This is a genomic window from Streptacidiphilus sp. MAP5-3, assembly GCF_041262505.1.
Lineage (GTDB): Bacteria > Actinomycetota > Actinomycetes > Streptomycetales > Streptomycetaceae > Streptacidiphilus.
The window spans coordinates 422,044-443,408 of the sequence record NZ_JBGCCL010000003.1 but is presented as its reverse complement, the minus strand read 5'-3'; the positions used below and the strand labels follow the sequence as shown (position 1 = coordinate 443,408).

At 69.6% G+C, this 21,365-nt stretch carries 41 protein-coding genes, 1 tRNA gene and 2 pseudogenes; 35 read left to right on the top strand and 9 right to left on the bottom strand.

Going from position 1 to position 21,365, the window contains the following annotated elements; translation table 11 throughout:
• The first annotated feature begins 39 nt into the window (after positions 1-39).
• From ABH928_RS08450 to ABH928_RS08390, 13 genes and pseudogenes are all read left to right on the top strand, one after another.
• Positions 40-1,014, top strand: a complete 975-nt coding sequence (locus ABH928_RS08450; protein ID WP_370063744.1) for a hypothetical protein — start codon at positions 40-42, stop codon at positions 1,012-1,014.
• A 14-nt stretch (positions 1,015-1,028) separates the two neighbouring features.
• Positions 1,029-1,229, top strand: coding sequence for a hypothetical protein (locus ABH928_RS08445; protein ID WP_370063742.1), 201 nt, complete (start codon positions 1,029-1,031; stop codon positions 1,227-1,229).
• Positions 1,226-1,543 (top strand): hypothetical protein, encoded by a 318-nt coding sequence (locus tag ABH928_RS08440; RefSeq protein WP_370063740.1) that lies wholly within the window; start codon positions 1,226-1,228, stop codon positions 1,541-1,543. The genes ABH928_RS08445 and ABH928_RS08440 overlap by 4 nt, the downstream gene beginning before the upstream one ends.
• A complete protein-coding gene (locus ABH928_RS08435; RefSeq protein WP_370063738.1) occupies positions 1,540-1,854 on the top strand; it encodes a hypothetical protein in 315 nt (104 codons plus the stop codon). The genes ABH928_RS08440 and ABH928_RS08435 overlap by 4 nt, the downstream gene beginning before the upstream one ends.
• A complete protein-coding gene (locus ABH928_RS08430) occupies positions 1,851-1,976 on the top strand; it encodes a hypothetical protein (RefSeq protein ID WP_370063736.1) in 126 nt (41 codons plus the stop codon). Before ABH928_RS08435 ends, ABH928_RS08430 begins: the two co-directional genes overlap by 4 nt.
• A gap of 129 nt (positions 1,977-2,105) precedes the next feature.
• Positions 2,106-2,288, top strand: a pseudogene (locus ABH928_RS08425) (LuxR C-terminal-related transcriptional regulator); the annotation flags it as partial.
• Between the two features lie 60 nt (positions 2,289-2,348).
• Positions 2,349-2,567 (top strand): annotated as a pseudogene (locus tag ABH928_RS08420) (helix-turn-helix transcriptional regulator); the annotation flags it as partial.
• Complete coding sequence (locus ABH928_RS08415; protein ID WP_370063734.1) at positions 2,564-2,776, top strand: hypothetical protein; 213 nt, start codon at positions 2,564-2,566, stop codon at positions 2,774-2,776. The pseudogene ABH928_RS08420 and the gene ABH928_RS08415, both read left to right, overlap by 4 nt.
• Positions 2,773-3,003 (top strand): LuxR C-terminal-related transcriptional regulator, encoded by a 231-nt coding sequence (locus ABH928_RS08410; RefSeq protein ID WP_370063732.1) that lies wholly within the window; start codon positions 2,773-2,775, stop codon positions 3,001-3,003. The genes ABH928_RS08415 and ABH928_RS08410 overlap by 4 nt, the downstream gene beginning before the upstream one ends.
• Positions 3,000-3,182, top strand: a complete 183-nt coding sequence (locus ABH928_RS08405; protein WP_370063730.1) for a hypothetical protein — start codon at positions 3,000-3,002, stop codon at positions 3,180-3,182. Before ABH928_RS08410 ends, ABH928_RS08405 begins: the two co-directional genes overlap by 4 nt.
• Positions 3,179-3,709: a hypothetical protein gene (locus ABH928_RS08400; protein WP_370063728.1), complete on the top strand. Its 531-nt coding sequence runs from the start codon at positions 3,179-3,181 to the stop codon at positions 3,707-3,709. The genes ABH928_RS08405 and ABH928_RS08400 overlap by 4 nt, the downstream gene beginning before the upstream one ends.
• Positions 3,706-3,879, top strand: coding sequence for a hypothetical protein (locus ABH928_RS08395; protein ID WP_370063726.1), 174 nt, complete (start codon positions 3,706-3,708; stop codon positions 3,877-3,879). The genes ABH928_RS08400 and ABH928_RS08395 overlap by 4 nt, the downstream gene beginning before the upstream one ends.
• A 92-nt stretch (positions 3,880-3,971) precedes the next feature.
• Positions 3,972-4,745, top strand: a complete 774-nt coding sequence (locus ABH928_RS08390; RefSeq protein ID WP_370063724.1) for a hypothetical protein — start codon at positions 3,972-3,974, stop codon at positions 4,743-4,745.
• Between the two features lie 11 nt (positions 4,746-4,756).
• Here ABH928_RS08390 and ABH928_RS08385 read toward each other — a convergent pair whose 3' ends face one another.
• The 3 genes from ABH928_RS08385 to ABH928_RS08375 are packed head-to-tail and all read right to left on the bottom strand — an operon-like array spanning position 4,757 to position 5,521.
• A complete protein-coding gene (locus tag ABH928_RS08385) occupies positions 4,757-4,972 on the bottom strand; it encodes a hypothetical protein (protein ID WP_370063722.1) in 216 nt (71 codons plus the stop codon).
• 3 nt (positions 4,973-4,975) lie between these two features.
• Entirely contained in the window at positions 4,976-5,236 is a 261-nt protein-coding gene (locus tag ABH928_RS08380; RefSeq protein ID WP_370063720.1) for a hypothetical protein, read from the bottom strand.
• Positions 5,237-5,239: 3 nt separating this feature from the next.
• The gene (locus ABH928_RS08375; protein ID WP_370063718.1) at positions 5,240-5,521 is read right to left on the bottom strand and encodes a hypothetical protein; all 282 of its coding nucleotides are present in this window, start codon (positions 5,519-5,521) and stop codon (positions 5,240-5,242) included.
• Between the two features lie 158 nt (positions 5,522-5,679).
• Here ABH928_RS08375 and ABH928_RS08370 point away from each other — a divergent pair, with 158 nt between their 5' ends.
• The 7 genes from ABH928_RS08370 (at position 5,680) to ABH928_RS08340 (ending at position 7,743) form a co-directional block, all read left to right on the top strand.
• Complete coding sequence (locus ABH928_RS08370; protein ID WP_370063716.1) at positions 5,680-6,150, top strand: hypothetical protein; 471 nt, start codon at positions 5,680-5,682, stop codon at positions 6,148-6,150.
• A 67-nt stretch (positions 6,151-6,217) separates the two neighbouring features.
• Complete coding sequence (locus ABH928_RS08365) at positions 6,218-6,388, top strand: hypothetical protein (protein WP_370063714.1); 171 nt, start codon at positions 6,218-6,220, stop codon at positions 6,386-6,388.
• Positions 6,389-6,405: 17 nt separating this feature from the next.
• Entirely contained in the window at positions 6,406-6,768 is a 363-nt protein-coding gene (locus ABH928_RS08360; RefSeq protein WP_370063712.1) for a hypothetical protein, read from the top strand.
• Between the two features lie 7 nt (positions 6,769-6,775).
• A complete protein-coding gene (locus tag ABH928_RS08355) occupies positions 6,776-7,036 on the top strand; it encodes a hypothetical protein (protein ID WP_370063710.1) in 261 nt (86 codons plus the stop codon).
• Positions 7,037-7,095: 59 nt separating this feature from the next.
• Positions 7,096-7,356, top strand: coding sequence for a hypothetical protein (locus ABH928_RS08350; RefSeq protein ID WP_370063708.1), 261 nt, complete (start codon positions 7,096-7,098; stop codon positions 7,354-7,356).
• Positions 7,353-7,571 carry a hypothetical protein gene (locus ABH928_RS08345; protein WP_370063706.1) on the top strand — a complete coding sequence of 73 codons (219 nt, stop codon included), beginning with the start codon at positions 7,353-7,355 and terminating at the stop codon, positions 7,569-7,571. The genes ABH928_RS08350 and ABH928_RS08345 overlap by 4 nt, the downstream gene beginning before the upstream one ends.
• Positions 7,564-7,743 carry a hypothetical protein gene (locus ABH928_RS08340; protein WP_370063704.1) on the top strand — a complete coding sequence of 60 codons (180 nt, stop codon included), beginning with the start codon at positions 7,564-7,566 and terminating at the stop codon, positions 7,741-7,743. The genes ABH928_RS08345 and ABH928_RS08340 overlap by 8 nt, the downstream gene beginning before the upstream one ends.
• A gap of 60 nt (positions 7,744-7,803) precedes the next feature.
• Here ABH928_RS08340 and ABH928_RS08335 read toward each other — a convergent pair whose 3' ends face one another.
• On the bottom strand, positions 7,804-8,559 hold the full coding sequence (locus ABH928_RS08335; RefSeq protein WP_370063702.1) for a GntR family transcriptional regulator: 756 nt from the start codon (positions 8,557-8,559) through the stop codon (positions 7,804-7,806).
• Between the two features lie 122 nt (positions 8,560-8,681).
• On the opposite strand from ABH928_RS08335, the gene ABH928_RS08330 reads away from it, so the two are divergent.
• The 3 genes from ABH928_RS08330 to ABH928_RS08320 all read left to right on the top strand — a co-directional run bounded on the left by ABH928_RS08330 (position 8,682) and on the right by ABH928_RS08320 (position 10,045).
• Positions 8,682-9,185 (top strand): hypothetical protein, encoded by a 504-nt coding sequence (locus tag ABH928_RS08330; protein ID WP_370063700.1) that lies wholly within the window; start codon positions 8,682-8,684, stop codon positions 9,183-9,185.
• 70 nt (positions 9,186-9,255) lie between these two features.
• The gene (locus tag ABH928_RS08325) at positions 9,256-9,891 is read left to right on the top strand and encodes a class I SAM-dependent methyltransferase (protein WP_370063698.1); all 636 of its coding nucleotides are present in this window, start codon (positions 9,256-9,258) and stop codon (positions 9,889-9,891) included.
• A gap of 10 nt (positions 9,892-9,901) precedes the next feature.
• Positions 9,902-10,045 carry a hypothetical protein gene (locus ABH928_RS08320; protein WP_370063696.1) on the top strand — a complete coding sequence of 48 codons (144 nt, stop codon included), beginning with the start codon at positions 9,902-9,904 and terminating at the stop codon, positions 10,043-10,045.
• Between the two features lie 60 nt (positions 10,046-10,105).
• On the opposite strand, the gene ABH928_RS08315 is transcribed toward ABH928_RS08320, so the two are convergent.
• The 4 genes from ABH928_RS08315 to ABH928_RS08300 all read right to left on the bottom strand — a co-directional run bounded on the left by ABH928_RS08315 (position 10,106) and on the right by ABH928_RS08300 (position 13,037).
• Positions 10,106-10,492, bottom strand: coding sequence for a hypothetical protein (locus tag ABH928_RS08315; protein WP_370063694.1), 387 nt, complete (start codon positions 10,490-10,492; stop codon positions 10,106-10,108).
• A gap of 60 nt (positions 10,493-10,552) precedes the next feature.
• On the bottom strand, positions 10,553-10,912 hold the full coding sequence (locus ABH928_RS08310; protein WP_370063692.1) for a hypothetical protein: 360 nt from the start codon (positions 10,910-10,912) through the stop codon (positions 10,553-10,555).
• A 186-nt stretch (positions 10,913-11,098) separates the two neighbouring features.
• On the bottom strand, positions 11,099-12,232 hold the full coding sequence (locus ABH928_RS08305; RefSeq protein ID WP_370063690.1) for a hypothetical protein: 1,134 nt from the start codon (positions 12,230-12,232) through the stop codon (positions 11,099-11,101).
• A 520-nt stretch (positions 12,233-12,752) separates the two neighbouring features.
• Complete coding sequence (locus tag ABH928_RS08300) at positions 12,753-13,037, bottom strand: hypothetical protein (RefSeq protein WP_370063688.1); 285 nt, start codon at positions 13,035-13,037, stop codon at positions 12,753-12,755.
• 168 nt (positions 13,038-13,205) lie between these two features.
• On the opposite strand from ABH928_RS08300, the gene ABH928_RS08295 reads away from it, so the two are divergent.
• From ABH928_RS08295 to ABH928_RS08250, 10 genes are all read left to right on the top strand, one after another.
• Positions 13,206-13,397: a hypothetical protein gene (locus ABH928_RS08295; protein ID WP_370063686.1), complete on the top strand. Its 192-nt coding sequence runs from the start codon at positions 13,206-13,208 to the stop codon at positions 13,395-13,397.
• Complete coding sequence (locus ABH928_RS08290; RefSeq protein WP_370063684.1) at positions 13,397-13,636, top strand: hypothetical protein; 240 nt, start codon at positions 13,397-13,399, stop codon at positions 13,634-13,636. Before ABH928_RS08295 ends, ABH928_RS08290 begins: the two co-directional genes overlap by 1 nt.
• Positions 13,636-14,397: a hypothetical protein gene (locus ABH928_RS08285; protein WP_370063682.1), complete on the top strand. Its 762-nt coding sequence runs from the start codon at positions 13,636-13,638 to the stop codon at positions 14,395-14,397. Before ABH928_RS08290 ends, ABH928_RS08285 begins: the two co-directional genes overlap by 1 nt.
• Entirely contained in the window at positions 14,394-14,672 is a 279-nt protein-coding gene (locus ABH928_RS08280) for a hypothetical protein (protein ID WP_370063680.1), read from the top strand. The genes ABH928_RS08285 and ABH928_RS08280 overlap by 4 nt, the downstream gene beginning before the upstream one ends.
• Entirely contained in the window at positions 14,669-15,211 is a 543-nt protein-coding gene (locus ABH928_RS08275; RefSeq protein WP_370063678.1) for a hypothetical protein, read from the top strand. The genes ABH928_RS08280 and ABH928_RS08275 overlap by 4 nt, the downstream gene beginning before the upstream one ends.
• Entirely contained in the window at positions 15,211-15,762 is a 552-nt protein-coding gene (locus ABH928_RS08270) for a hypothetical protein (protein ID WP_370063676.1), read from the top strand. Before ABH928_RS08275 ends, ABH928_RS08270 begins: the two co-directional genes overlap by 1 nt.
• A 206-nt stretch (positions 15,763-15,968) precedes the next feature.
• A complete protein-coding gene (locus ABH928_RS08265; protein ID WP_370063674.1) occupies positions 15,969-16,703 on the top strand; it encodes a site-specific DNA-methyltransferase in 735 nt (244 codons plus the stop codon).
• Positions 16,704-16,889: 186 nt separating this feature from the next.
• Complete coding sequence (locus tag ABH928_RS08260) at positions 16,890-17,777, top strand: hypothetical protein (RefSeq protein ID WP_370063672.1); 888 nt, start codon at positions 16,890-16,892, stop codon at positions 17,775-17,777.
• Between the two features lie 104 nt (positions 17,778-17,881).
• Positions 17,882-17,956, top strand: a tRNA-Met gene (locus ABH928_RS08255).
• A gap of 125 nt (positions 17,957-18,081) precedes the next feature.
• Positions 18,082-18,318 carry a hypothetical protein gene (locus tag ABH928_RS08250; protein WP_370063670.1) on the top strand — a complete coding sequence of 79 codons (237 nt, stop codon included), beginning with the start codon at positions 18,082-18,084 and terminating at the stop codon, positions 18,316-18,318.
• Positions 18,319-18,642: 324 nt separating this feature from the next.
• On the opposite strand, the gene ABH928_RS08245 is transcribed toward ABH928_RS08250, so the two are convergent.
• Entirely contained in the window at positions 18,643-19,176 is a 534-nt protein-coding gene (locus ABH928_RS08245; protein WP_370063668.1) for a ricin-type beta-trefoil lectin domain protein, read from the bottom strand.
• A 260-nt stretch (positions 19,177-19,436) separates the two neighbouring features.
• Here ABH928_RS08245 and ABH928_RS08240 point away from each other — a divergent pair, with 260 nt between their 5' ends.
• Together ABH928_RS08240 and ABH928_RS08235 are read left to right on the top strand one after the other, a co-directional pair.
• The gene (locus ABH928_RS08240; RefSeq protein WP_370063666.1) at positions 19,437-19,889 is read left to right on the top strand and encodes a hypothetical protein; all 453 of its coding nucleotides are present in this window, start codon (positions 19,437-19,439) and stop codon (positions 19,887-19,889) included.
• Complete coding sequence (locus ABH928_RS08235; protein ID WP_370063664.1) at positions 19,801-21,357, top strand: hypothetical protein; 1,557 nt, start codon at positions 19,801-19,803, stop codon at positions 21,355-21,357. The genes ABH928_RS08240 and ABH928_RS08235 overlap by 89 nt, the downstream gene beginning before the upstream one ends.
• The last annotated feature ends 8 nt before the right edge of the window (positions 21,358-21,365 follow it).

The following is a 21,365-nucleotide window of genomic DNA, read 5'->3' as shown; positions in this document are numbered from 1 at the left end:
GAAGGCCGCTGATCCCACCACCACCCAGGAGCACCACCGATGCCATGGTTCGCCGTAGACGACAGCGCGCACAGCCATCCGAAGCTGCTGCGCGCTGGCAACGCGGCCGTCGGGCTGTGGCTGCGCTGCGGGTCCTATGCCTCCCAGCACCTCACAGACGGCATCGTGCCCGGCGCGGTCGCAGCGATGTACGGCACCGCCCCGCAGATCCTCAAGCTCGTCCGGGTCGGGCTGTGGCACGCCGCCGACCACGACTGCACGCGGTGCGTCCGGCCGGCCGCAGGCGACTACGTGATGCACGACTACTCGCCGCCGAACCCGACCCGGCAGGAGGTCCTTCAGCGTCGGGCGAAGGCTGCGGCGAAGAAGCGGCAGCAGCGCGGAATCGCTCCCGATTCGGCCCCGATTCGCGATGGAAACGAGCTCGATTCACAGGGCAAAACGGATCCGATTCACAGCCCTGTTTTTGACGAACCGGCAGGTCACCGCGATACGTCCCGGGGGGACTCCCTTGAGACCTCACGCGCGCGCGTCCCCTCCCCTCCCCTCCCTAGTAATGGTTCTGAGAGAGAGAAGGGTGAACGTAGTGGCGGCCTCGCGCCCGAAGCTCTCTCTCTGATTTCCAGCGACTGGCAGCCAGCACCGGACGACGTCCGGGCCGCCCAGGCGGCCCGCGTCGCCAACGGCCGCCCCGTCCTCACCGGCGCCCAGCTCGCCGAGGTCACCCGCAAGTTCGTCCGCCGCATGACCGCCGACCGGCGCGAGGCCACGAACTGGGGCCCCCGCTGGCAGGACTGGGCCGAACGCGAACGCCCCACCGACTCCACCGCCCAGCCCTCCCTGCTGCTCGGCCTCGACGACGGCAACGCGCCCCTCTGGCCGCACGAACAGCCGCAGCCAGCGCCCGCACCCGAGCCGCTACGGAACTGCCCCGGCTGCGACCGCGCCCACCGCTCCGCCAAGCCCGGCCTGTGCCGCGACTGCGACGCCAGCACCGACACCCAGACCGCCTGACCAGGACGTGGCCCATGCCCGGAACGCCCATGCCGCCCGAAGCCCGCCAAACCATCGCCCAAGCCCTCCCCGCCTACCACCGCGACCGCCAGCCCGAACGCGCCATCGGCTGCCCCCGCTGCCACGCCCGGCCCGGCGAGACCTGCCACAGCGGACGCGGCCGCCGCCGCACCACCAGCCACATCGACCGCACCACCGCCTGGAGGAACCAATGAGCCTGCCGAAGACCGGCCTGGGCCTGTGCGGTCCATGCGGCGAGATCGTGCGCTGGTCCGTCACCGCGAAGGGCAAGCGCCAGGCCCTCAACGCGGAGCCCGACCCGGACGGCAATGTCGCCGCGCTCTGCGACGGCCTCGGCGTCTGGCGCTCCCGTGTCCCCACCGTGGAGCTCCCGCAGGCCGCCCACGAGCGCCTGTTCATGCCCCACGCCGCCACCTGCACCGCCGCCAAGCGCGACCGGACGCCCCGTCAGCTCCCCGCAGGTGTGATCTCGCTCGCCGCCCGCCGCCGCACCCGGAGGACCCGATGAACCTCGACCCCATCCTCGCCGCCGCGGCCATCTGCGTGCTGGGTGTCCTCGCCCTGGTCTGGATCGACCAAGGCGACCGGCGTATCGCCCGCGAAGAGCAGGCCAACGAGCAACCGCCGAAGCCGTCACAGCCGCCGCTCCGGTTCGAGTTCACCATCCCGCTCGACCCGGCGACGCTGCCCAACGCCGAGCAGCTCGAGCTGAGCCAGGACGAGCGCGACACGGAGATCGAGGCGCTTTACGAGCTGCTGCCGGACCTGGACGTGCGAACCGATCTACGCGCCGACCAGAGCACCGAGGAGCGCCCGTGAGCGACAACCTGACCGCCGTCATCATCATCGCGATTCTCACCGTGGCAGGGCTCGCTGCGTGGCTCGTCCCCGAGGCCCTCGACGTGATCGACACCTGGATCCGGCACCGGAACCGCGAGTAGCACGCGCCGCCCAGAAGCCGCCTGACGGCCGCACAGCCGCGCGGGCGACGCGATCCCCGCTCTGCACCCACCCCGGCGCTCCAGCGCCCACACAGCCTCGCTCCCGACACCAGTACACCAGGAGCCACCGTGGCCACACTGCCCTACCTCGGCAGCCCCACCAGCGCACGCGTTCGCGGCATCGTCGCCGCAGTCGCCCGCGGCCGAACCAACGAAGAGATCGCCGAAGACCTCGGCCTCTCCCGATTCACCATCAAGTCCCACCTCTCCCGCATCGGCGCCCGATACGGCGTCACCCACCGCGCCGGCATCGTCCACGCCGCCTACAAGCGCGGCGACCTCGCAGGCCTGGCCCCGGAGCCTCGCACGCTCCCGCCGCTGGCCGACCGCGAACGGCAGGTGCTCGACGGGATGAGCCGCGGCCTGGACAACGCCGCGATCGGCCGGGAGCTGTTCATCTCGGAGGACACGGTCAAGACCCACGCCCGCAGGCTGTTCCGGAAGCTGCGGGCGCGGGATCGGGCGCACGCCGTGGCGCTGGGCCACCAGCACGCCCTCCTGATCGCTCCGGCCGAGCTGGTGGCGCTGTGAACGCCGCCGAGTTCAACCGCCTCGTCCCGGTCGGCGCGCCCGTGATCGCGTACCCGTGCTACCGGCAATGCCCGGACCACGCCCCGCTGACGACCCGTACCCGCTCCGTGGCTTGGGACCTCTGCGGAGAGCCGGTCGTCAAGGTCGTCGGCCGCGCGGGCGGCATCGCCCTGACGCACGTCGACGTGGCCGCTGGTGGTGCCGCGTGATCGGGTCGCTGACGCGCCGCGAGATCGAGGTACTCACGGCAGCCGCGCACGGCCGGTCGCAGCGTGAGACCGCCACCGAGCTCAGCATCAGCCGCGGCGTCGTGCGCTCGTACCTCGGCACCTGCCTGGCCAAGCTCGGCGCGGCCAGCACCCCGCACGCCGTGGCGCTGGCGATCCGTGAGCGGCTCATCGACCCCGCCCAGGTCCCCGACGGGATCACGACGTGATCGCGCTGCACCTGCCTGGCCCGGCCAGCGCCGCGCTCCTGGTCACCGCGCTGCTCGCCTGCGCCGACCACACCGCCGACCAGGCCGAAGCCGCCCGTTGCCGCAACCTCGCGGATCAGATCGGCGATGGTCTCGACCAACTCCCCACCCCTCACCAGCTCACCGGAGACCCGACATGACCGACGCCCTCACCGCCGACGCGGACCCGAAGCAGATCCAGCAGCACCTGGCCCAGCTCTTCGCCGAACCCAAGCTCTCCAGCTATGTCGTCGCCGCCGGCCTCCGCATGGTCTCCCAGGAACTCGCCCGCCTTCACGACGCGCTGGCCAGCTCGGAGACCAACACCGAGCAGATCGTCGAGACCATCGCGCACCTCGCCGACGAAGTTCGCCGCGGCCAGCGAAAGCACCTCGGTGCCGTCGCCCAGGCCCAGAAGGAGCGCGCCGCTGCTGAGCTCCTGTGGCAGGTGCTGCTCGGGGTGACGATCCACCAGCCGCAGCTCGTCGCCGAGCGCCTGACCTCCGCGGTCGAGCGCGACCCCTATCTGGTGCAGCTGGCACACACCGCGGACGAGGCGCGGCAGACGGTACTGGTGCGGTCGAGCAATGCGTATCAGGCCATGGCGCAGCAGGTGCGCGCCGAGCTCGGCGACTGCCTACTCGCCGCCAGCGAGGCCGCAGGCGCGACAGCACGCGCGCAGCCATGACTGGCCGCCGCCTCGCCTGGACCACCGCCGCGCTCAGCGCCTTCGCGCTCCCCTTCGAATACCTGAGCGCAGGCGGAGACCACGCCTTATGGCCCCTGCCGCTCCTCGGCACCTACACGACCGTCGCGCTCCTGCTGCGGGCCATCCGGCTCTCCGCTCGACGCGGCTGAACGCCCGTCCGGGGCGCGCCCACCGCCTGCCCGCACCAGGCGCGCCCCCAGGCAGTGATCACCGTACGCCCACCACGAGGGAGAACCAGACGATGACCACCGCCGACACGACCCGCCGCACCCTCAAGCTCCTCCGCGAACACCTCGGAGACCTCATGGCCGCCCAGTACACCGACCCGGCACCCGTCTGGCCTCCGCAGCGCCTCACCACCGAGATGTGGGCCGTCCGCGACGCCGAAGCCCGCGCCGAGCGCGCCGAGCGCAACGAGTATGCCCTCGGCGACTCACCGGCCCCGGTGATGAACCTGACGGCGATGGAGACGCTCCAGCACGTCGAGGCCGAACTCCTCGCCCTGGCCGACATCGTCGCCGACGCCTGCCAGGAAGTCGTGCGCTCCGTCGGCCGCGGCTCAACCCAGGCCGACTTCGACGCGGCGATCGCCTTCAACTCCAGCCCGCTGCGCTGGAACTACAACGCCAGCTGGAAGCAGGGCCCGCACTGGGCCGCCGTCTACGTCGACGGCCGCCTGGCCGACGACGACCTGACCACCGGCCACTTCCGCCGCATGCCGGACCGCGTCCGCCGCGAAGCCGCCGACGTCATCCGCGACTGCTGGCACCGGACTGCCGCGGTCCTCGGCGTCGGCGAGCGGCACGTCGAGATCCCCGACCGGCCCTGCCCCTGGTGCGGCGGCGTCCTGATGCTCCACCAGGTCCCGGACGAGTCGCCGATGGTGACGTGCCAGACCGGCCGCGACTGCACCGCGCCCGTCGCCCGCGACCCGCGCGGGCGCGCTCTGTGGGACTGGCGGCACCTCGGACGCCTGGCCGGCGCCCTCTCCGCAGCAGAGCGAGGCGCAGCGTGACCGACACGGCGTCAGGCGTGCAGGTCTTGCCCAGTGAGGAGTGGTGGGTCAAATTCCAAGGCTCGTTGGATCACAGCACGGCCGTCCTCGACTGGGTCGACGCCCTCGCCCTCGGCGTGAAGGAGCAAGCGCAGGATGGCCCGCTGTTCCTCGTCGGCGGCGGCGAAAGCACCCGTGGCCACCCACATGACCTTGTCGGCCGGGATCGCGAGTATGCGCTCGTCCATGGGTCAGCTCCCGTTCCGGGCCGCGCTCGCGCAGACGATGTCGCGGGCGACCGCGAGCGGGGTGTCGTCCCAGCCGAGCAGGCCGCGAGTCACCGCGATGGCGGGGACGATCGCGACGCCTGTGTCGGCAAGGTGCTGCTGGACGGCGTCCATGCCGCATCTATCCAGGATCGGCCGGCACTCCTCGACAACAGGCAGCAGGAAGTCAAGGCCGTTGCCGCCGAGCTGCTTGGCGCGTGGGAACACGGGGCGGGTCGGGTCCACGGGTCAGTCCGTTTGGTGTCGGTTCGGGTTGGCGGTGGCTGGCGCGTCGATGCTGTCGCCGTCGCCGGAGCTGGCGCGCTCGGCGTCGACCCGGTCTGCGATCTTCCGGGCCCACTCGCGGCTGTACGGCGTGTGCTGCTCGATCGTCGTGAGCGGGACGCCGGCCGCGCGGGCGTCGGCGATCAGCTCGTCCAGCGCGGTTCGGGTCGCAGCGTGCTTCACGGTGGCGGCGTCGAGGCGGCGCAGCCAGGCAGCGAGCTCGTTGGCGGGTGGCTTCGGCGTCATGGGCTGCATCGTCTCACGGCATGCCGCCAAGTGACTAGGCAGCAAGCTGCCAACAAAGTTCGCGCAATACTGCCAACTTTGTTGCACTTGATAGCCATGCTGGACATACTGAAAGTGCCAAGAAAGTTGGCAGTCTGAATCGAGTCGAGGAGCGCACCATGAGCGGCATCGCCAGCGACGACAAGACCCACGTCCGGATCATCAACGGCGTCGCTGAGCTCATCACCTGGCAGGAGGCCTCCGACGAGGTCAACGCCGCGCAGATGGGGCCGAAGCGTCGGCAGCTGGTCCGGACGATGTCGTCCGACGACAACGGCCGCACCCACCACATCGACTACTACGACGGCCGCAAGGTCACCGTCCGCGACGCCACCGACGCCGACCAGCCGGCCGCCTCGGTGCCGATCGAGCAGCCGCAGGAGCGCCACGTCACCCCGTTCGCGGGCGGCAAGGTGCACCTGGACACCCCCGGCCTTCGCTACGACTTCCCGCTGTGCCGCACCGGTGCCATGACCAACTCCGGCACCAAGTACCGACAGACGGACGCCCCAGTCGACTGCGTCCACTGCACGGAGCAGCTGCGCCGCCAGGCCGCCCGCCTGGAGCGCGAGGCGGCCAAGAACTCCTGACCCACGCCTGCCCGGCCCTTCGGGGCCGGGCCCCCGAAGGGACTACCGACCACATGGCCGGCACCGCATGCAAGGACAAGAGCCACCGCCCGAACTGGTCATCACCCGGAACGCCAACTACAGCGCCTTCAACGGCGGCCGACGCACCCCGTCCGACTACTCCCAGCTGACCTGCCTGGCGTGCGGCCGGGCGTGGCGCAGCAAGGCCACCTACGTCCGCGAACTGCCCGACCTCTGACCCTCAGGAGTCTCGTCATGCGCCGTCAGATCACCGCCCGCACCCGCTGGATCAAGGCCTGCGGCGCCATCGACTTCCTCCAGCTCAACGACCCAAGCCTCACCACCGTCGGCAGCTTCCTCGCCACCCTTGGCGCCGACCCCGAGCTCATCCGCCGGTACGCCGGCCAGGTCGGCATCCGCATGGCCAAGGCGATGCGCGCCACCGGCCAGCGCCCCGGAAAGCTGCTCGTCCTCGTCGACCACCGCTGCCGCCGCAGCTTCCGCACCACCCAGAACGCATACGGCCCCAAGCTGCTCCCGCTCCTCGCCACCGTCGTCCGCGACTACGCCCGGACCACCCAGCTCGCCGACCCCACCCGCTACGCCCTCACCGCATAGGAGACCCGTGACCGACTACAAGGTCGGCGACCGCGTCCGCACGCTGGTCGTGATGACGACCGACACCGCGATCTGCGGGTGCAACCCCGACGTCTGCCGCGACCTGCCCGTCGGCTCGCTCGGCACCGTCGACTACGTCAGCCCACCGCCGCACCCGAGCCGCCCGGCGCGCGCGTTCGACGGCTGCGGCGTGCTCTTCGACGGCGACCACCACCAGCTGTCGTGCTGGATGAAGCCCGACGAGATCGCCCCCGTCGACGCGACCTGATCGACCTCGCCCGGCTGCGACTACCCGGGCGCAGCCCCAACCCCCGGAACGGAGACACCGTGGCCACAGGCCCCGAGCACTACCGCACCGCCGAGACCCTCGCCGAGCGAGCCCGCCACTTCACCTACGGCGACGGCGCCGACCCCGTCGTCGGCGCCGCGCTGGCCGCTGAAGCTCAGGTGCACGCCACCCTCGCGCTCGCCGCCGCCACCGCCATGTCCGCCACCATCGACCAGGACCCCGACACCGGCCTCCCGCCGGCCGACGCGAACGCCTGGTACGACGCGTGCGGCGTGAAGACCGGAAAGGCCCGCCGGTGACCCAGCTGCCCCGCACCACGGCCACCGGCCGGGGCTACCTCCGCCGCTTCGCCGACACCGAGGTGTACGTCTACCTGCGCCCCGACAAGCCCGGGAACGGCGTCTCCCGCACGGCGCTGGACCGGCTGCTCGCCGACGGCCTGGTCGAGCTCGGCGACCGCATCCCGCGCCTCGGCCGCGCCGTCCTCAACGCCGGGAAGGACGACCATGCCTGAGCGCGTCTACATGAACCGCCGACCCGGCGAGGAATGCATCCACATCGAGATCACCCCCGCCGAGATCCCCGCGCTGCTCTTCGGCAACGAGCCCGAGACCGGCGCGTTCATGTCCCTGCTCGTTGAGGCCGGAGCGCAGTTCGAGAAGGACAGGAAGGCCCGAGGTGACTGACGACCTGCGCGAGCGCATCGCCGCCCTGGCCGCAGCTTCCAAGGGGCACTGACACATCGGTTATCGCTGCGCCGTCTCGTGCCGGGTGAGTTCGTAGCCGATCGCGAACAGGTCGCTACGCCACACCGTGTCGTTGATCTCGACGACTTCACCGCGAGGTGAAAGGCACAGCCGGATCACGCGCTGAAGCGGCACACCCGGCGGCGCAGCGAGCAGTTCACGCTCAGCCTCGGACGGCATGCGGCAGGTCACGATCTCCTGCCACTCCAACAGGCCGTAGCCCATCTCCTCCAGCCGGTCGTAGATGCCGCCGTGGCCGGTGTCCGTCTGCTCCAGGACGGTGCCGCGCGCAATGGAGGCGGGTAGCCAGGACGCCGCCAGCTGCTTCGCGTTGCCGGTGTCGGGGTCGCCGATGACACGGTCGCGGACCAGCTGCGGCTCGCTGGCCGGGGCGCCGAGGAGTGCGGCCAGGTCGCGGGGCGGAGTCTCGTAGGCGATCCGTGTTGGAGCAAGGGCGCGCCAGCCCTGCGCGGTCGGGTCGAAGTAGTAGCCGATCTCATCGCGGCGGACTTGGCGCTCCCTCATGACCGGTTTGGGGATGGCGCGGTCGAGGACGACGGTGCCGCGGCGGCGCACCGCCTGGACCAGGCCCTCGCGTTCGAGGACCGCGATCGCTTCGGCGACGGTCGTCTTGGAGACCTGGTGCTCGGCCATGAGCTCGGTGAGCTTCGGCAGGGTCGCCCCGGGTGGGTACTCGCCTGAGCTGATGGCGGTACGGAGGGTGTCTGCGAGGCGGCGGTAGGCGGGTGTGTTCACTGGGGCTCCTTTCTCTCCACAACTTAGTCTCAGGACTATTGACGAGTCGACAGGTCCGCAGGATGCTCCTAATAGTCCCGGGACTAATGGACTGTCAGGTCATACCGACTGGAGGCAACCCAGTGACGACTCTCGAAACCCGGCGCACCGGCCGCGAGCTGGTCAAGCCGATCCTGTTCGACAAGCTCGCCGCCCGGATCGTCAAGGACCACCCGGAGCACGCCGACATCGCGGAGCGGATCACCGAGCAGGCCCTCGCGTTCCTCGGCACGGCAGCGACCGCCACCCAGCCCATCGGCCCGTCCGCGCTGGTCGACATCGGCTGGCACACGTTCATCCTGCACACCCGCGACTACGCCCGGTTCTGCGACCGAATCGCGGGCCGGTTCATCCACCACGAGCCCAACGAGCCCCGCGAGGTCGGGGCGCCGCTGTCGGCGACCGTCGACGTGATGCGCGCCAGCGGCTACCTGATCGACGCCGACCTGTGGGGCGTCGGCGGCAAGGAGTGCACCAGCAACTGCTGCCAGCAGGACCGCTGCCAGGCTCCCGACGCCCGCATGGCCGACTGCCAGTCCCGCTGCACCCAGTGCCACCAGGGATGCACCGACAGCCCCAGCCACTGAGCACGTAACCTGCGCCCGGCCACTACCGTTGAGTGGCCGGGCGCTGACCGTTCCCCGAGAGGAGACCGCCGTGTCTACCGCCATCGCCGACGCGTGGGAGCGCTACGCCACCAGCGGGCGCACGCCGCGCCGCGAGAAGAACGCCGCCGGACAGTCCACCTGGTTCAACTGGACCAGCCACGCCGACCACGGACCGGACGAGACGGCTCTGGGGCCAGTGGGCGGACGGCGAGTGCTGGAGCTCGGCTGCGGGACCGGCTGCAACCTCGCCCACCTGGCGACACTCGGCGCGCACGGCACCGGCGTTGACGTATCGCCAACGCAGGTCGACAAAGCCCGCGCGCGATGGGGGCACCTCGGCATCGAGTTCACGACTGGCGAGGCTGTCGACTACCTCGCCGATGGTCGCGAGCAGTTCGACGTGATCTACAGCGTGTTCGGCGCCCACTGGTTCACCGACCCGGCCAAACTGCTCCCCCCCGCGCGGAAGCGGCTCAGGCCTGGCGGGGTGTACGCGTTCTCCCACACCGCGCCCGCGGACGTGGCACCGCCCGCCCCGAAGGCCCTGATCCCCCGCTACGACCTCGACCCGGCGACGTGGGGCGCGCTGCTCCTCGACCACGGCTTCCAGGACGCACACGTTCAGCTCGTGCCACCCCCGACCGAAGGCGGCCACCGCACTCTCTTTGCCACAGCCCGAGCGTGAGGAGCGCCTGATGGACGAGTACATCGCCGAGCAACATCGCGAGTTGGTCGCGGCATACCGCGCGGCCGAGGCCGAGACGGACGAGTCCGTCTGGTCGGATCGCCCGGACGCGATCAACCGGGCCGTCGTCTTCGACTCCCGACCGCGCGACTGAGGCACCGAAGGGCCCCGTATCGCCGCACGCAGGCGATGTGGGGCCCTTCCGTGCGCCCAGCTAGCCGCGGGGCACCCACCTGACGCCGGACAACGCGTCCTCGACCAGCTGCACCTGCCGGACGAGGTTGTTGAGTCGCTGGCCTTCCTCCTTGTAGGCGGCCAGCTTCTCCTCTATCTGCTGCGGCTCGAACTGGTCGGCCAGCTCGACCCGGGCCCGCGCGTAGGCCTCCCGCATCGCTTTGAGCTCGCCCTCGGCGAGGTAGCGGCAGTCCCGGGCGAGCATGAGCGGGTGGTCCCGCAGGATCCGGTACGAGCGCCACTCTCCAGGGACCTGCTCGTACAGCCACCGGGCCGCGGATCGCTCCCAGCCGGAACTGGGCGCGCCGGGGCGGTCGACCTGCTGGGGCCAGCCCCGGGGAACCGGCGACCTGTATGTTTCGCTCACATGTTCGATTTAAGCACTACGGAAAAACCCGTACCAGGACGCCCCAGGGACACAACCGCCTCAGGCCGCGCCTCCGTTCACTGAGAGCCACGCCTCGAATTTCAGCGCCCAGCGAAAGAGCGCACGGCCAGCCCCGCCTTTTCGGGAAACGACCGCTACTTCCCCCGTCCGAGTGTCAATGAACATCAAGCAAAGGTGGTGCGTCTGCTTCTTCGCGCCGATCGCGAAGAAGCCCATCGTGGCCATTCGGGTGAGCGTCATGCGCTCCCCGCCCTCCTCGGCGGTCACGCGCAGGGCCTGGAGGTCGAACGTCTTGCGGCGGAATCCACTCGGCACCGTGATGGTCTGCGCCTCACCGTCGAGCTTGATTCCGAAGCCGAAGGGCGGCTTCGGCGGCGGCGCCAACCGATCTTGACTCACGAGTGCACCTCCCGACTCTTGCCTACGAGCAATCGGGCTTCTGACCGTCAGGCTGCATCGAGCGCGCGGAACGAGCACCCCGGCCCCGCTCCGACAAGTCGACTACCGCCGACCTGACATCTTGACTCGAAGCTACAACCCGCCGCTGACATCCGTACCGCCCACAACCCGCCGATCCGGCGGCTCTCACGATTTGCGACCCTTCTTTCCGCCGCCCGGGAGTCGCAGGACATCTTTGCCCTTCTTATCCACGAACCGGGTGAGAGCCTGCTGCGAGGCACCGAACAGTGCTGCCCAGGTGAGGATCTGGTTGGGCGTCTCCAGCTTGTCAAGGCCGGGAATCAGACCGGCGTTGATCAACGTCACGCCGAGAACCGCCGAGACCGCTCCAGCCGGAAGCTTGAGGATGGCCAGGGACAGTGGAACCCAGTACGGCGGTCGCTTGCGGGGCATCTTCCGCAGTGCCACCGCAGCGGTGAGAGCGGCGGCCATCAGGCCGAAGATCTCGACGATGAGAACATCGAAGAATTCCTGATCGGGCATGTCGGGTTCCGAGTCTACGGGGTCCTGCGAAACGCTCTGCGTGTTCGGTCTGGCTACGGCTGTGGCGGTGGCCCTGGCCGTGGTCGCGGTGGTGGCAGTCCCGGGGTCCGGATCAGAGCTCGCGGTGGCTTTGGAGGTGGCGGCGGCCGTAGCCGTGGCTTTGGCCGTAATCGTGCCAGCGGCCACTGGTGGCACCGGAAGGTATCCGGTAGGGCAGGCCTGGGGAGTTGATGCAGGAAAGCAGAGCCTGATCATCGGCTGGTCGCCGTACGACGTGAAGACGAGACCGGCGGCTAGCAGGGTGAGTACTGCGGCGCCACCAAGAACGATGCTACGAAAGCTGGCGGCCCGTCTCTTTTCGACGGAGTCGGCGTAGTAAGCGGCTTCGAAGGCATTGACCAGGAGCTCACGGCTAACCTGCGGAGAGTCCGTGCCCTTGGCCGGAGGATCCGTGCCCTTGGCGGCTTTGATGGCCTCTTCCAATGCCTTCCGCACCTTGTTGCCCGTGGGGAGGTAGGTGCAGACAGCTTGGTGAACAGTGGGCACCCAGGCGGGGAGATCGCGGTCTGGCACTACTCTCAGCAGGCCGGTCTCAGCCGAGCAGATATTGGTGTAGACGCACTCCTCCGCGGACCGGAATCCGTGGTGGGCCGCAGTCCGGGCCTCTTTCAGGTTTTGGTCAACGCCTTTCAGCACTGCTGTTTGGGCGGCACACGGGTTACTTGCCTCCAGGGACCTGACCAACGCGAAGAGCTCGGTGATGTACGAGGCTTGCACCCGTCGCCACCCAGCCCCCGCCCAGGGGCTGAAGGCGTTGGGGGGCTGCTCCCATCGCCACCTGGCCCTCGCCCAGGGGTGCCACGGCTTTGGTTTCTTTGGCGGTTCCGGTGTACCCACCCCGCTCGGCGCGTTCGACGGTGCTGCTGCACCCGCCCCACTCGGCTTCGACGACAATGTCGCCCCGGCCGCCGGGTTCCGCCGTCTCGCCCATCGCCCTGCGACCCAAGCCCAAGGGCGCTTGAACAATGGCTTCTTATTCGGCGCCATACCCGCCACGCTCCCATGCTGCCGCTCGCGTCGCAGGACGGAACGGGCCGGATGGGTTCACGCGTGGCCCTGCTCCGGCCACGGTCGCCCCCGCCAGCCGAGCACCCGGCCACGGCCCCATTTGCACCGCAGTCCACCTGCTGGAGCCGCGGGGCGAGCGGGTCGAAACTCTCCCCGGACTGGAGTTGGAGGCGTAGGCTCCGAGCACCTCCCTAGGGAGCGCCCCGGCCCGTCCTCCACCAGGCTGGGGCTACTCCGTGTCCGCCCGCTTCTGGCTGCGCGGGTTCGTGACGCCGTCGATGATCTGCTTGACGCGCCCGAAGCTGATCCCCAGCAGCTCGCCGATCTTCCGGTAGGACAGGCCGGAGGCGTGCATCTCCGCCACCGCCCGCTGACGCATCTCGCGGACCTCGGCGTGTTTGTCCGGCCACTCGTCCAGCAGTTGCGTCAGGCGGCGCGCCCTGTCGGTGGCGTCCCCTTGCTTGCCCAGTGCGTTGATCGCGTCGAGCACGCGCCGCACCTCCTCGTCCTCCACGCCACTCCCTTTCGTGTGGGAGCGGGCCTGCCAACCCATCGTTGTGTAGGGTACTCTGCACAACAGTTGGTAGCCACGCTGCCACTACTCGCAGAACGGCCCCGGCCGATGTTTCTCACGCAGCCGGCCGGGGCCTGCCAACCATCCCGACGCATCCGGGAGGCCAACATGGCTGATCGTACGGGCGACACCCGCCCGACCCCCACCCCACTGCACATCCGCATCATCGGCACGCCCGGCGAGGTCGACCTCGCCATCCACCGCCTCCGCGACGCCTTCAGTGACGTCCAGGCCGGACAGCCCCGCCCGCTCCAGAGCGCCCCGGGCAAGATCCGCCTCTACGTCAAGGCGGTGCTGTGATGGCGTTCTTCGGACTGATCGGCAACGACCGGGCCATGGCCAGCTCGACGTACGCGGGCCGCGAGTCCGCCAGCGACCGGCGCGCCCGCAAGCAGGCGCAGCGCGACGCCGACCGACGCGACGCCGACATCCGGCGGCACCGCAAGGCCGCCACGTGCATCGACCGCCAGGTCGCCGCCGCCGAGGACGCCAACCGCCGCGCTGACAGCGCCCCTTCGCGTGGCCGGAGGTGGTGGTGATGACGACCCGCATCGCCCGCATCGCAGGCTGGACCGTCGTCCTCGGCGCCGCGTTCGCCTACACCGCCTGGTCCCTCTACGTCGTCGCCCACGACCGCTACGGCGTCCCCGCGGTCCTGGCCGCCTTCGCCGGGGCCGTCTTCGACGGGGCCGCGCTCCTGGCGCTCGATGCCTGGGCATCCGCCGCCGAGGACCCGCGCCAGTCGACGCTCCGCCCGCGCGTCGTCGCGGTCTGCCTGCTCGCCACGAGCATCTACCTGAACGTCACACATGCCACCTGGCAGCACCTCGGCACTCCGGCCGCCGTGCTCTTTGCCGCGCCGGGCATCGTGCTGTGGGCGATGGCCGAGCTACGCCTCGGCGCCCGCCACACCACAGCGCGGCACGCCCACGGGCTCGGTTTCGCCCCGCGTCCGGCGTACGGCGTGGAGGCCTGGGTCGTGCGGCGCGGCCGTGCGTGGCGCGCCTACACGCAGCACCTGGACGAGCGCCTCGACAACGCGCTCCCGACCGTCGAGCCGGTCGGGGAAGTAGTGGCCCGCAACACGGCGTTGCTCCCTGTTGCGCCGCAGGTCAACGGCACTCTGCCCGGAACGCTCACCGCCGCGATCATGGCCGCCGCAACAGCCCTCGGCCCGACGGCGCAACCGTCCGAAATCGCGGACCTGATCGCCCGCCATCACGCCCTCGACATCGACCACGCACAGATCCGCGCGGTCCTGTCCCGGGAGACGAAGCGGCAGAACGGGCTGTACCCGTGACCGACACCGCAGCACGCCCGCAACATGGGCTGCTCTTCCACGCCTCTGCCGCCGCGGCTGCGCTCCTCGCGCTGCCGTGGTGGCACCGCGCCCTCCACATCGGCGCAGACCAGTACGGCGGAGCCTGGGCACTCACCCTCGCCGCCGCGGTGCTCTACCGCCGCCGCCCCGGCTGGTTCCGGTACGCGCTACTCCTCGCCTCCATCGCCGGGGCGGTCACCGACATGCCCGTCCTGCACGACTCCGTTTCCTGGCTGACGGGAGCTGCGTGGTGAGCCCGCTTGAGATCACTGGCGGCGGCCTGCTCGTTGCCGCCTGCCTCCTGGTCGCCGTCGGTTTCTCGTGGTGGCGGAAGGGCAGCGGGGGCGGCCGGAAGGGCACGGCCTCGCAGGACGAGGGCGGTGGCGGCCGGTCCTGGCGCACACTGGTCGCGCCGATCCTGTGCCTGTCGCTGGGCATCGTATGCGCCACGGATGTCGGGGGCGGGATCGGCAAGGGCGGCAGGCTCGCCACCAAGGGCAGCAACCAACTCGGCAACGACGCCCTTCACACTCTCGCCGGAGCAACCACCCAGACCGCTACGCACGCGGCGCCCGCACCGCTGCCCGAAGGAGCCGCGATCATTGTCGTCTTGGGGCTGCTCCTGTTCGGGCTGGCGATGCGCAGGGCCGCGAAGCAGCGCCGCCGGGACCTCGGCTTCTCCTTGCTCGCTGGGCTCGCGCTCGGCCCGGCCGCGTTCGCCCTCCAGTTCGCGCACTCCGTAGTCGTCCCCGCGTTGACCACTGGCGGGAATCTGATCATGGGGAACATGTGATGGGCTGGCTGCGCCGCCACCTGATCCGCGTCGGTGACGGGTCGCCAGAGCTGTTCTGGCGGCTCGCCCGCCGCACGGTGGCCGGCACCGCTCGGGACCGACTGACGCGCACGGCCGCGATCCTGGTCGGGCTGTGGATCTGGTGGCGGCTGATCAACGTGTGGCCGTGGCTGACCGGCGTGCTCCTCGCGGCGTGGATCGCCCGGGCCTGGCTCGCGGCGGACGCGGAGGAGCAGCAGGAGGAGCGCCAGGCAGAGGCCGCCGAAGAACTGGAGCGGACGCTGGACGAGGTCTATCTGCGGCTCATCCTCCGTCACATCGGCGAAGAGCCCGGGATCCACCTGGAGACGCTGCTCCCGCTGATGCAGTCCGAGGCCCAGCTGCCGGGGCTGACGCGGGACGATCTGCGAGACCTCCTCGGGGCTCTCCGCGTTCCGGTGCGTCGGTCGCTCCGCGTGGGCACGCGCACGGGCGTCGCCGGGGTGCACCACGACGACGCCGTCCAGGCGCTGAAGGAGTACCTGGCTCGGCTCCCCTCCCCCGAGGTGTAGCCGGGTGTGTAGGACGGGGCGTAGTCGCAGGTCGTAGGCGGTGCGCCCCGGTGTGTAGGACCGCTGTAGGCGTTGGTGTAGGGCCCGTGTAGGCCGTCTCTTCGGAGGCGGCCACATGCATTCTTCGTGCACTATTGATCAAATCTGATCGACGAGAGACCCTTGGAAGCTCCGCGCCCTCGCGCAGACACTGCCCGAGGAGACGCATGCCTACCTGGACGCTTCACGCGACCGACGCGCTGCTGCACCTGCCCACCCTGGCCGCCGACAGCATCGACGCCGTCATCACCGACCCGCCCTACAACAGCGGCGGACGAACCCCCAACGACCGCACCGGCCAAGGCGCACGCGACAAGTACGTCAGCGGCGACGCCAAGCACCAACTGCCCGACTTCGCCGGAGACACCCGCGACCAGCGCTCCTACACCACCTGGCTCGCCATGATCCTGGCCCAGTGCCTCCGCGTCGCCGTCACCGGCGCGCCCCTGCTGGTCTTCACCGACTACCGCCAGCTCGGCGCCACCTCCGACGCGCTCCAGGCCGCCGGGTGGATGTGGCGCGGCGTCGTCCCCTGGCACAAGCCCATCGCCCGGCCGGCCATCGGTGGGTTCCGGCGCTCCTGCGAGTACGCCCTGTGGGCCACCAACGGTCCGGTGGACGCGGCCCGGAACCCGGTCTACCTCGACGGCATGTTCTCCGCCTCCCAGCCTCGCGGCAGCAAGCGGCACCACATCACGCAAAAACCGGACGGGCTCATGGATGAGCTGGTGAAGATCTGCGCACCCGGCGGCACGATCCTGGACCCGTTCGCTGGGTCGGCCTCGACGGGGACGGCGGCTCTGCGATCGGGGCGGTCGTTCGTGGGTTACGAGATGACGCCGCGGTATGCGGAGGTGGCGGCCGAGCGACTGGGCTCGCTCGCACCAGGAACCCGTAGCTGAGCCGCGATCTTCCCCGGGACGCCCCCTGCTGACCAACTGGCTGGCAGGGGGCGTTCCGGCCGCCCATGTGGCACCCTCACCGAGTGCTGCGCCCAGCTGTCAAATCGCAGGCAGAGCCCGGCTTAGCGGCTCCACAATGAGCGAAGAGACACCGAGATCCGCTCGGCGCTACCAAGTGAGTCGCTCATGCCCAAAGACCAGAAGCCGCTCCGCCGCTGCATTTTCTGTGGCAAGGCCCGAGGGATGTCCCGCGAGCACCTGTGGCCTGACTACCTCTCTGACTACACATCGACGGATGACGACACCAGAACCTCGGTCAGCGTCGGGTTCACCCACGACGATTCAGGAGTCGCCCACATCTTCCCCAAGGAGACCCGCGAGCAAGCTGGCAGCGCACTTCAGTTCTCGATGCGCGAGGTCTGCGAGCCCTGCAACAACGGATGGATGAGCCGCCTCGAAGAGCGCTTGAAGCCGCGGCTTCTGGGCCTTATGCGCGCTGAGCGAATGACCCTCGACGCTGACGAGATTGCCCTGCTCGCGACCTGGGCGACGAAGACCACCATGGTCCACGAATTCCTGAGCAGTCCCGGGGACGACCCCACACCCCGACCAACCGCCACCGCCGACATGCGGCGCTTCCTCATGAACCAGCAGCTTCCGCCACCTCACACGAAGGTCTGGGTCGCCCGACACTTCGGCGGCTTGCATGCCGATGTCCGGCGCGGACAATTCAGCATCGTTGAGCAGCCGGACCCGACATGGATTGGTGGCTACGAGGTACTCGTCACGACCCTCACGCTCGAGCAGTTGACCGTATTGGTCTGGGCCACGGATTCACCCCGCGCTGTAGCCGCTGCACTCGATCCTGCTGTGTGGTGTCAGGTCTGGCCCGGAGCACAGGGGCTCACATGGCCGACACCGCGGTCGGCCTCTGATACAGACGTGATGAACGTGATCTACCAGGTCGGGGCCCGATACCCGAAAGTCAACACAGTGCTGGTCCAACGGGACGATATCGCCGCCGACATCCGACGCGCGACTACCCCCAGCAAGCCGCCCGTTATCTCTTCGTGACATTCGGCGGCTGATCCTCTACAGTCATCTCTCGACGCGGCGTGCCCAGAAACGGGTGCTTGCCACGAAAGCCCCGCCCACCGTGGCGGGGCTTTTGCGTTCCCACCGCCGTAGAGCAGCTCGGTCAGCTCGCTGCGCTCATAACGCAGAGGTCCCCGGTTCAAATCCGGGCGGCGGCACGGCTGTTGCCGGGCACAGCCCCCACGAGTCCCGGACGACGTGACCGCCTGATCGAGCGGTCGCGCACCAGGCCGGGCAGCACTGCTGCCCGGCCTTCCCCATTACGCACCCTGGAGGCACCCTCATGCCTGCTGACCTTGACGCGCTCCTGGAGGAGTACCTGCGCGAGCCCCGCGCTATCCGGCGTGCGGTCTCGCGCGACCTCGCCCGCGCGAACCCCGTCCCGCCGAAGCCACCGCAGTACGGCGCCGTCGGCCGGCGGATCCGCGGTCACCTCGCCCGCCGCCGAAGCCCGCGGGCCTGCTCCGAGTGGGAGATGTACCGCGACCGGGCCCGACGTTCCGCCGAGCGCCAGAAGTAGCCGTCCACCCAACGCTTCGGATCGGAGGCATCGCAGTGGACCTGACCGGACGTCATCCCGCGACTGTCATCGTTGCCAAGCACGTCGCGCACGAGCACCTGCCGCCGCGCCTCGCCGCGGTCAGCAAGCCGTGCCACGACCTCGCCGAGCAGCTGCTCGCCAACTGCCCGATGGGCCCGAGCTCACCGTCGGCCTGCGGAAGTTGCTGGAGGCGAAGGACTGCTTCGTCCGCGCCCCCTTGGAGTAGTGGCTAGCCAGCCAGCCGCCGAGCGTTGGAATGAGTTGATGCCCGCCCGCGAGGCGGACGGGCATCAACTCGGTGATTCAGTGCCAGTACTGGTAGTTCCCACCGTTGCAGGGCAAGGCGTAGACGTTGCCGTCGCCATTGCCGTCAGCATCGCCGCTACTGTCGAGGCAAAGCCCGGTTTCGCGGTTCACGAGCCTCCATTGGCCGTTGCTGTTGTACTGCTCGTACCACTGCTCGTACCAGTTGGCTGGGCTGGAACAAGGCTCAAGGTAGACGGGCGCCGGGGAGGATGAATTGGGCTGCCAGTAGCTCGTGAGGCAGTATGACGAAGCATTTTGCGGGTGCTCCGCCCAAGCACCATTGGGCGAGTCCAGATTGTTCTGAGAATCAATCCAGTGGTCTTTGTTCATGATGCCACTGCACGTATAGCCGTCGTTGAGATCCGGGACCTGCGTATACACGTTGTATCCGCCGCTGCTGTTCGCTTCGTATGACAGACAGCCGTTGGTTGAATTGTCCGTCCAGGTCACCGTGCCATCGGCGAATGCCGAGCCCGTAGTAGTGAGCAGGAGCATCGGAATGGCGGCTGCGACGCCGACAACCTTGGCCATACGTGCCTTTTGCATCTATGTGCCTCACCGCATGGGACGATGTCGAAAACACCGACCAAAGAGTGCCTTTTCCGAGCACGGCAAAGCAGGACCCCTGCTGAGTTTCCCCCCCGTGGCCAGAAGTCGGCCGAACGACTCACAGTCTTCTCATAAATGACCACCACCGCAAGGCCAAGATCGTTTCCCTGAGGATCATTTGAGGTTGGGTGAGGCGAGCCTCAATCTGATTGATCGTCAAATTACGATCAGGGAGGTGCGCCGTGCCCGCGAACCGTGCGCAGCAGACCGCCACCGCTGAGCGGCGCCGCCAGGCCGTCCAGCTCCGCATCTCCGGGCACTCCTGGCAGGAGATCGCCGACCTGCTCGGCTACAGCTCCAAAGGCGCGGCGTGCACCGACGTCCGCCGGGCGCTGGAGAAGGCCGTTGAGAAGCTGTCGATCCCGCTGGAGGCACACCGGCAGCTGGAGATGGACCGGCTCGACGCCATGCAGAACGCCCTGTGGGACAAGGTGCTTGAGGGCGACACGAAGGCCATCGACACCAGCCTCAAGCTGATGGACCGGCGCGCGAAGCTCCTCGGCCTGGACGCCCCGCAGCGGCACGAGCTGACGCTGGAGGCGATCGATGCCGCCCTCGCCGACGTGGAACAGCAACTCGCCGCTGCTCGAAGCGAAGCGGCAGAAGCTGAAGGAGCTCCGGAAGAAGAGGGCTGAGCTCCAGCGCGTGGCCGCGGAGCAGCTGCGCAACCGCGACGTGTTCGCCGAGCTCGGCTACGTTCCGACCGCACGGCAGCAGGAGTTCCACGACTCCACGGAGTTCGCAATCCTCTACGGTGGCGCGCTCGGCGGTGGGAAGTCCAAAGCCCTGACGATGGAGGCGATCCGGGCCTGCGTGCGCTACCCGGGGCTTCGGGTGGGCGCGTACCGGCGCACCTACGGGGAGCTCAAGGAATCGCTGCTCGCCGAGCTTGCGCAGGTCGGTTACGCCAGCGTCCTCGGCGCGTCGTGGAACGGCACGGAGTACGAACTCCGGTTCCCGAACGGCTCGCTGATCATGTTCCGGTACGCCGAGACCGTGAAGGACGCCACCCGACGCCAGGGCGGCGCCTACCAGCTCCTCATCTTCGACGAGCTCACCCTCACCTCCCCGGACGTGGTCGCGTTCCTGGAAACCCGGCTCCGGTCCGGGCGCGCGGACATCCCCGTTCTCGGCGTCCGCTCGGGCACCAACCCCGGCGGCCCGGGCCACGGCACCGTCAAGCAGCGGTACGTCGACGCCACCGACTACGGCCGCAAGACCGTGGTCGACAAGCGCGGCCGTACCGTCCGCTTCGTCCCGTCGAAACTCAGCGACAACCCGCACATCAACGCCGAGTACGCCCAGGACCTCACCAGCCTCGACGAGACCCTGCGCAAGGCGTTCCTGGACGGCGACTGGGACATCTTCTCCGGCCAGGCCTTCCCCGAGTGGTCCCACGACCGGCACGTCCTCGACCCGATCACGCTCCCCGCCTCGTGGAAGCGGTACGCGGGCGTCGACTGGGGCTTCGCCGCCCCATGGGCCGTCGTGTGGTGCGCGGTCGACGAGGACGGCCGCGTGTGGCTGTACCGGGAGCTGAAGGCCCGCAAGGTCGGCGAGGCCGACCAAGCGAAGCGCATCCTCGCGGCGGAGGCCGGCGAGAACGTCCTCGCGCGGTGGGCCGACGACGCGATGTGGGCGACCCGCGGCGACGCACGCCCGATCTCGTCCATCTACGACGAGCACGGAGCGCACCTCACCGAGGCCGGCAAGGGCGGCCGCATCGCCGGATGGCAGCGCCTGCGCTCCTACCTGTCCGACGGCCCCGCGTGCCCGCACCACCGCGAGCAGGGCTGGGAGACCTGCCCGATGCTGCACGTCTTCTCCTCCTGCTCGAACTTCGTCCGGGACCTGCCCGCGCTGCCGTTCGCGACGAAGGGCGACCCGGAGGACATCGACACCGCGGCGGACGACCACCTCGCAGACGCGCTGCGCTACCTGCTGATCAACCTCGGCGGCGGCGCGTCCCTGCTGATCCACGACGACAAGCCGCAACAGACGGACGACCTCCTCCACCCCGTCGGCTTGTACGCCGTCCCATCCGAGCTCGCCCCCGACCCGCTCGGCGGCGACGGATCCACCCAGAGGTCCCCATGGGCGTGACCGACCAG

Excerpts from the sequence above, each read along its gene's own strand:
- ABH928_RS08290 (WP_370063684.1), top strand. The coding sequence starts at position 13,397 with ATGGCGTTCTTCGGACTGATCGGCAACGACCGGGCCATGGCCAGCTCG.
- ABH928_RS08385 (WP_370063722.1), bottom strand. The coding sequence starts at position 4,972 with ATGGACGAGCGCATACTCGCGATCCCGGCCGACAAGGTCATGTGGGTG.
- ABH928_RS08285 (WP_370063682.1), top strand. The coding sequence starts at position 13,636 with ATGACGACCCGCATCGCCCGCATCGCAGGCTGGACCGTCGTCCTCGGC.
- ABH928_RS08245 (WP_370063668.1), bottom strand. The coding sequence starts at position 19,176 with ATGGCCAAGGTTGTCGGCGTCGCAGCCGCCATTCCGATGCTCCTGCTC.
- ABH928_RS08395 (WP_370063726.1), top strand. The coding sequence starts at position 3,706 with ATGACTGGCCGCCGCCTCGCCTGGACCACCGCCGCGCTCAGCGCCTTC.
- ABH928_RS08365 (WP_370063714.1), top strand. The coding sequence starts at position 6,218 with ATGCAAGGACAAGAGCCACCGCCCGAACTGGTCATCACCCGGAACGCC.
- ABH928_RS08235 (WP_370063664.1), top strand. The coding sequence starts at position 19,801 with ATGCCGCCCTCGCCGACGTGGAACAGCAACTCGCCGCTGCTCGAAGCG.
- ABH928_RS08390 (WP_370063724.1), top strand. The coding sequence starts at position 3,972 with ATGACCACCGCCGACACGACCCGCCGCACCCTCAAGCTCCTCCGCGAA.
- ABH928_RS08320 (WP_370063696.1), top strand. The coding sequence starts at position 9,902 with ATGGACGAGTACATCGCCGAGCAACATCGCGAGTTGGTCGCGGCATAC.
- ABH928_RS08400 (WP_370063728.1), top strand. The coding sequence starts at position 3,179 with ATGACCGACGCCCTCACCGCCGACGCGGACCCGAAGCAGATCCAGCAG.
- ABH928_RS08360 (WP_370063712.1), top strand. The coding sequence starts at position 6,406 with ATGCGCCGTCAGATCACCGCCCGCACCCGCTGGATCAAGGCCTGCGGC.
- ABH928_RS08440 (WP_370063740.1), top strand. The coding sequence starts at position 1,226 with ATGAGCCTGCCGAAGACCGGCCTGGGCCTGTGCGGTCCATGCGGCGAG.
- ABH928_RS08260 (WP_370063672.1), top strand. The coding sequence starts at position 16,890 with ATGCCCAAAGACCAGAAGCCGCTCCGCCGCTGCATTTTCTGTGGCAAG.
- ABH928_RS08250 (WP_370063670.1), top strand. The coding sequence starts at position 18,082 with ATGCCTGCTGACCTTGACGCGCTCCTGGAGGAGTACCTGCGCGAGCCC.
- ABH928_RS08445 (WP_370063742.1), top strand. The coding sequence starts at position 1,029 with ATGCCCGGAACGCCCATGCCGCCCGAAGCCCGCCAAACCATCGCCCAA.
- ABH928_RS08375 (WP_370063718.1), bottom strand. The coding sequence starts at position 5,521 with ATGACGCCGAAGCCACCCGCCAACGAGCTCGCTGCCTGGCTGCGCCGC.
- ABH928_RS08265 (WP_370063674.1), top strand. The coding sequence starts at position 15,969 with ATGCCTACCTGGACGCTTCACGCGACCGACGCGCTGCTGCACCTGCCC.
- ABH928_RS08340 (WP_370063704.1), top strand. The coding sequence starts at position 7,564 with ATGCCTGAGCGCGTCTACATGAACCGCCGACCCGGCGAGGAATGCATC.
- ABH928_RS08450 (WP_370063744.1), top strand. The coding sequence starts at position 40 with ATGCCATGGTTCGCCGTAGACGACAGCGCGCACAGCCATCCGAAGCTG.
- ABH928_RS08435 (WP_370063738.1), top strand. The coding sequence starts at position 1,540 with ATGAACCTCGACCCCATCCTCGCCGCCGCGGCCATCTGCGTGCTGGGT.
- ABH928_RS08370 (WP_370063716.1), top strand. The coding sequence starts at position 5,680 with ATGAGCGGCATCGCCAGCGACGACAAGACCCACGTCCGGATCATCAAC.
- ABH928_RS08295 (WP_370063686.1), top strand. The coding sequence starts at position 13,206 with ATGGCTGATCGTACGGGCGACACCCGCCCGACCCCCACCCCACTGCAC.
- ABH928_RS08270 (WP_370063676.1), top strand. The coding sequence starts at position 15,211 with ATGGGCTGGCTGCGCCGCCACCTGATCCGCGTCGGTGACGGGTCGCCA.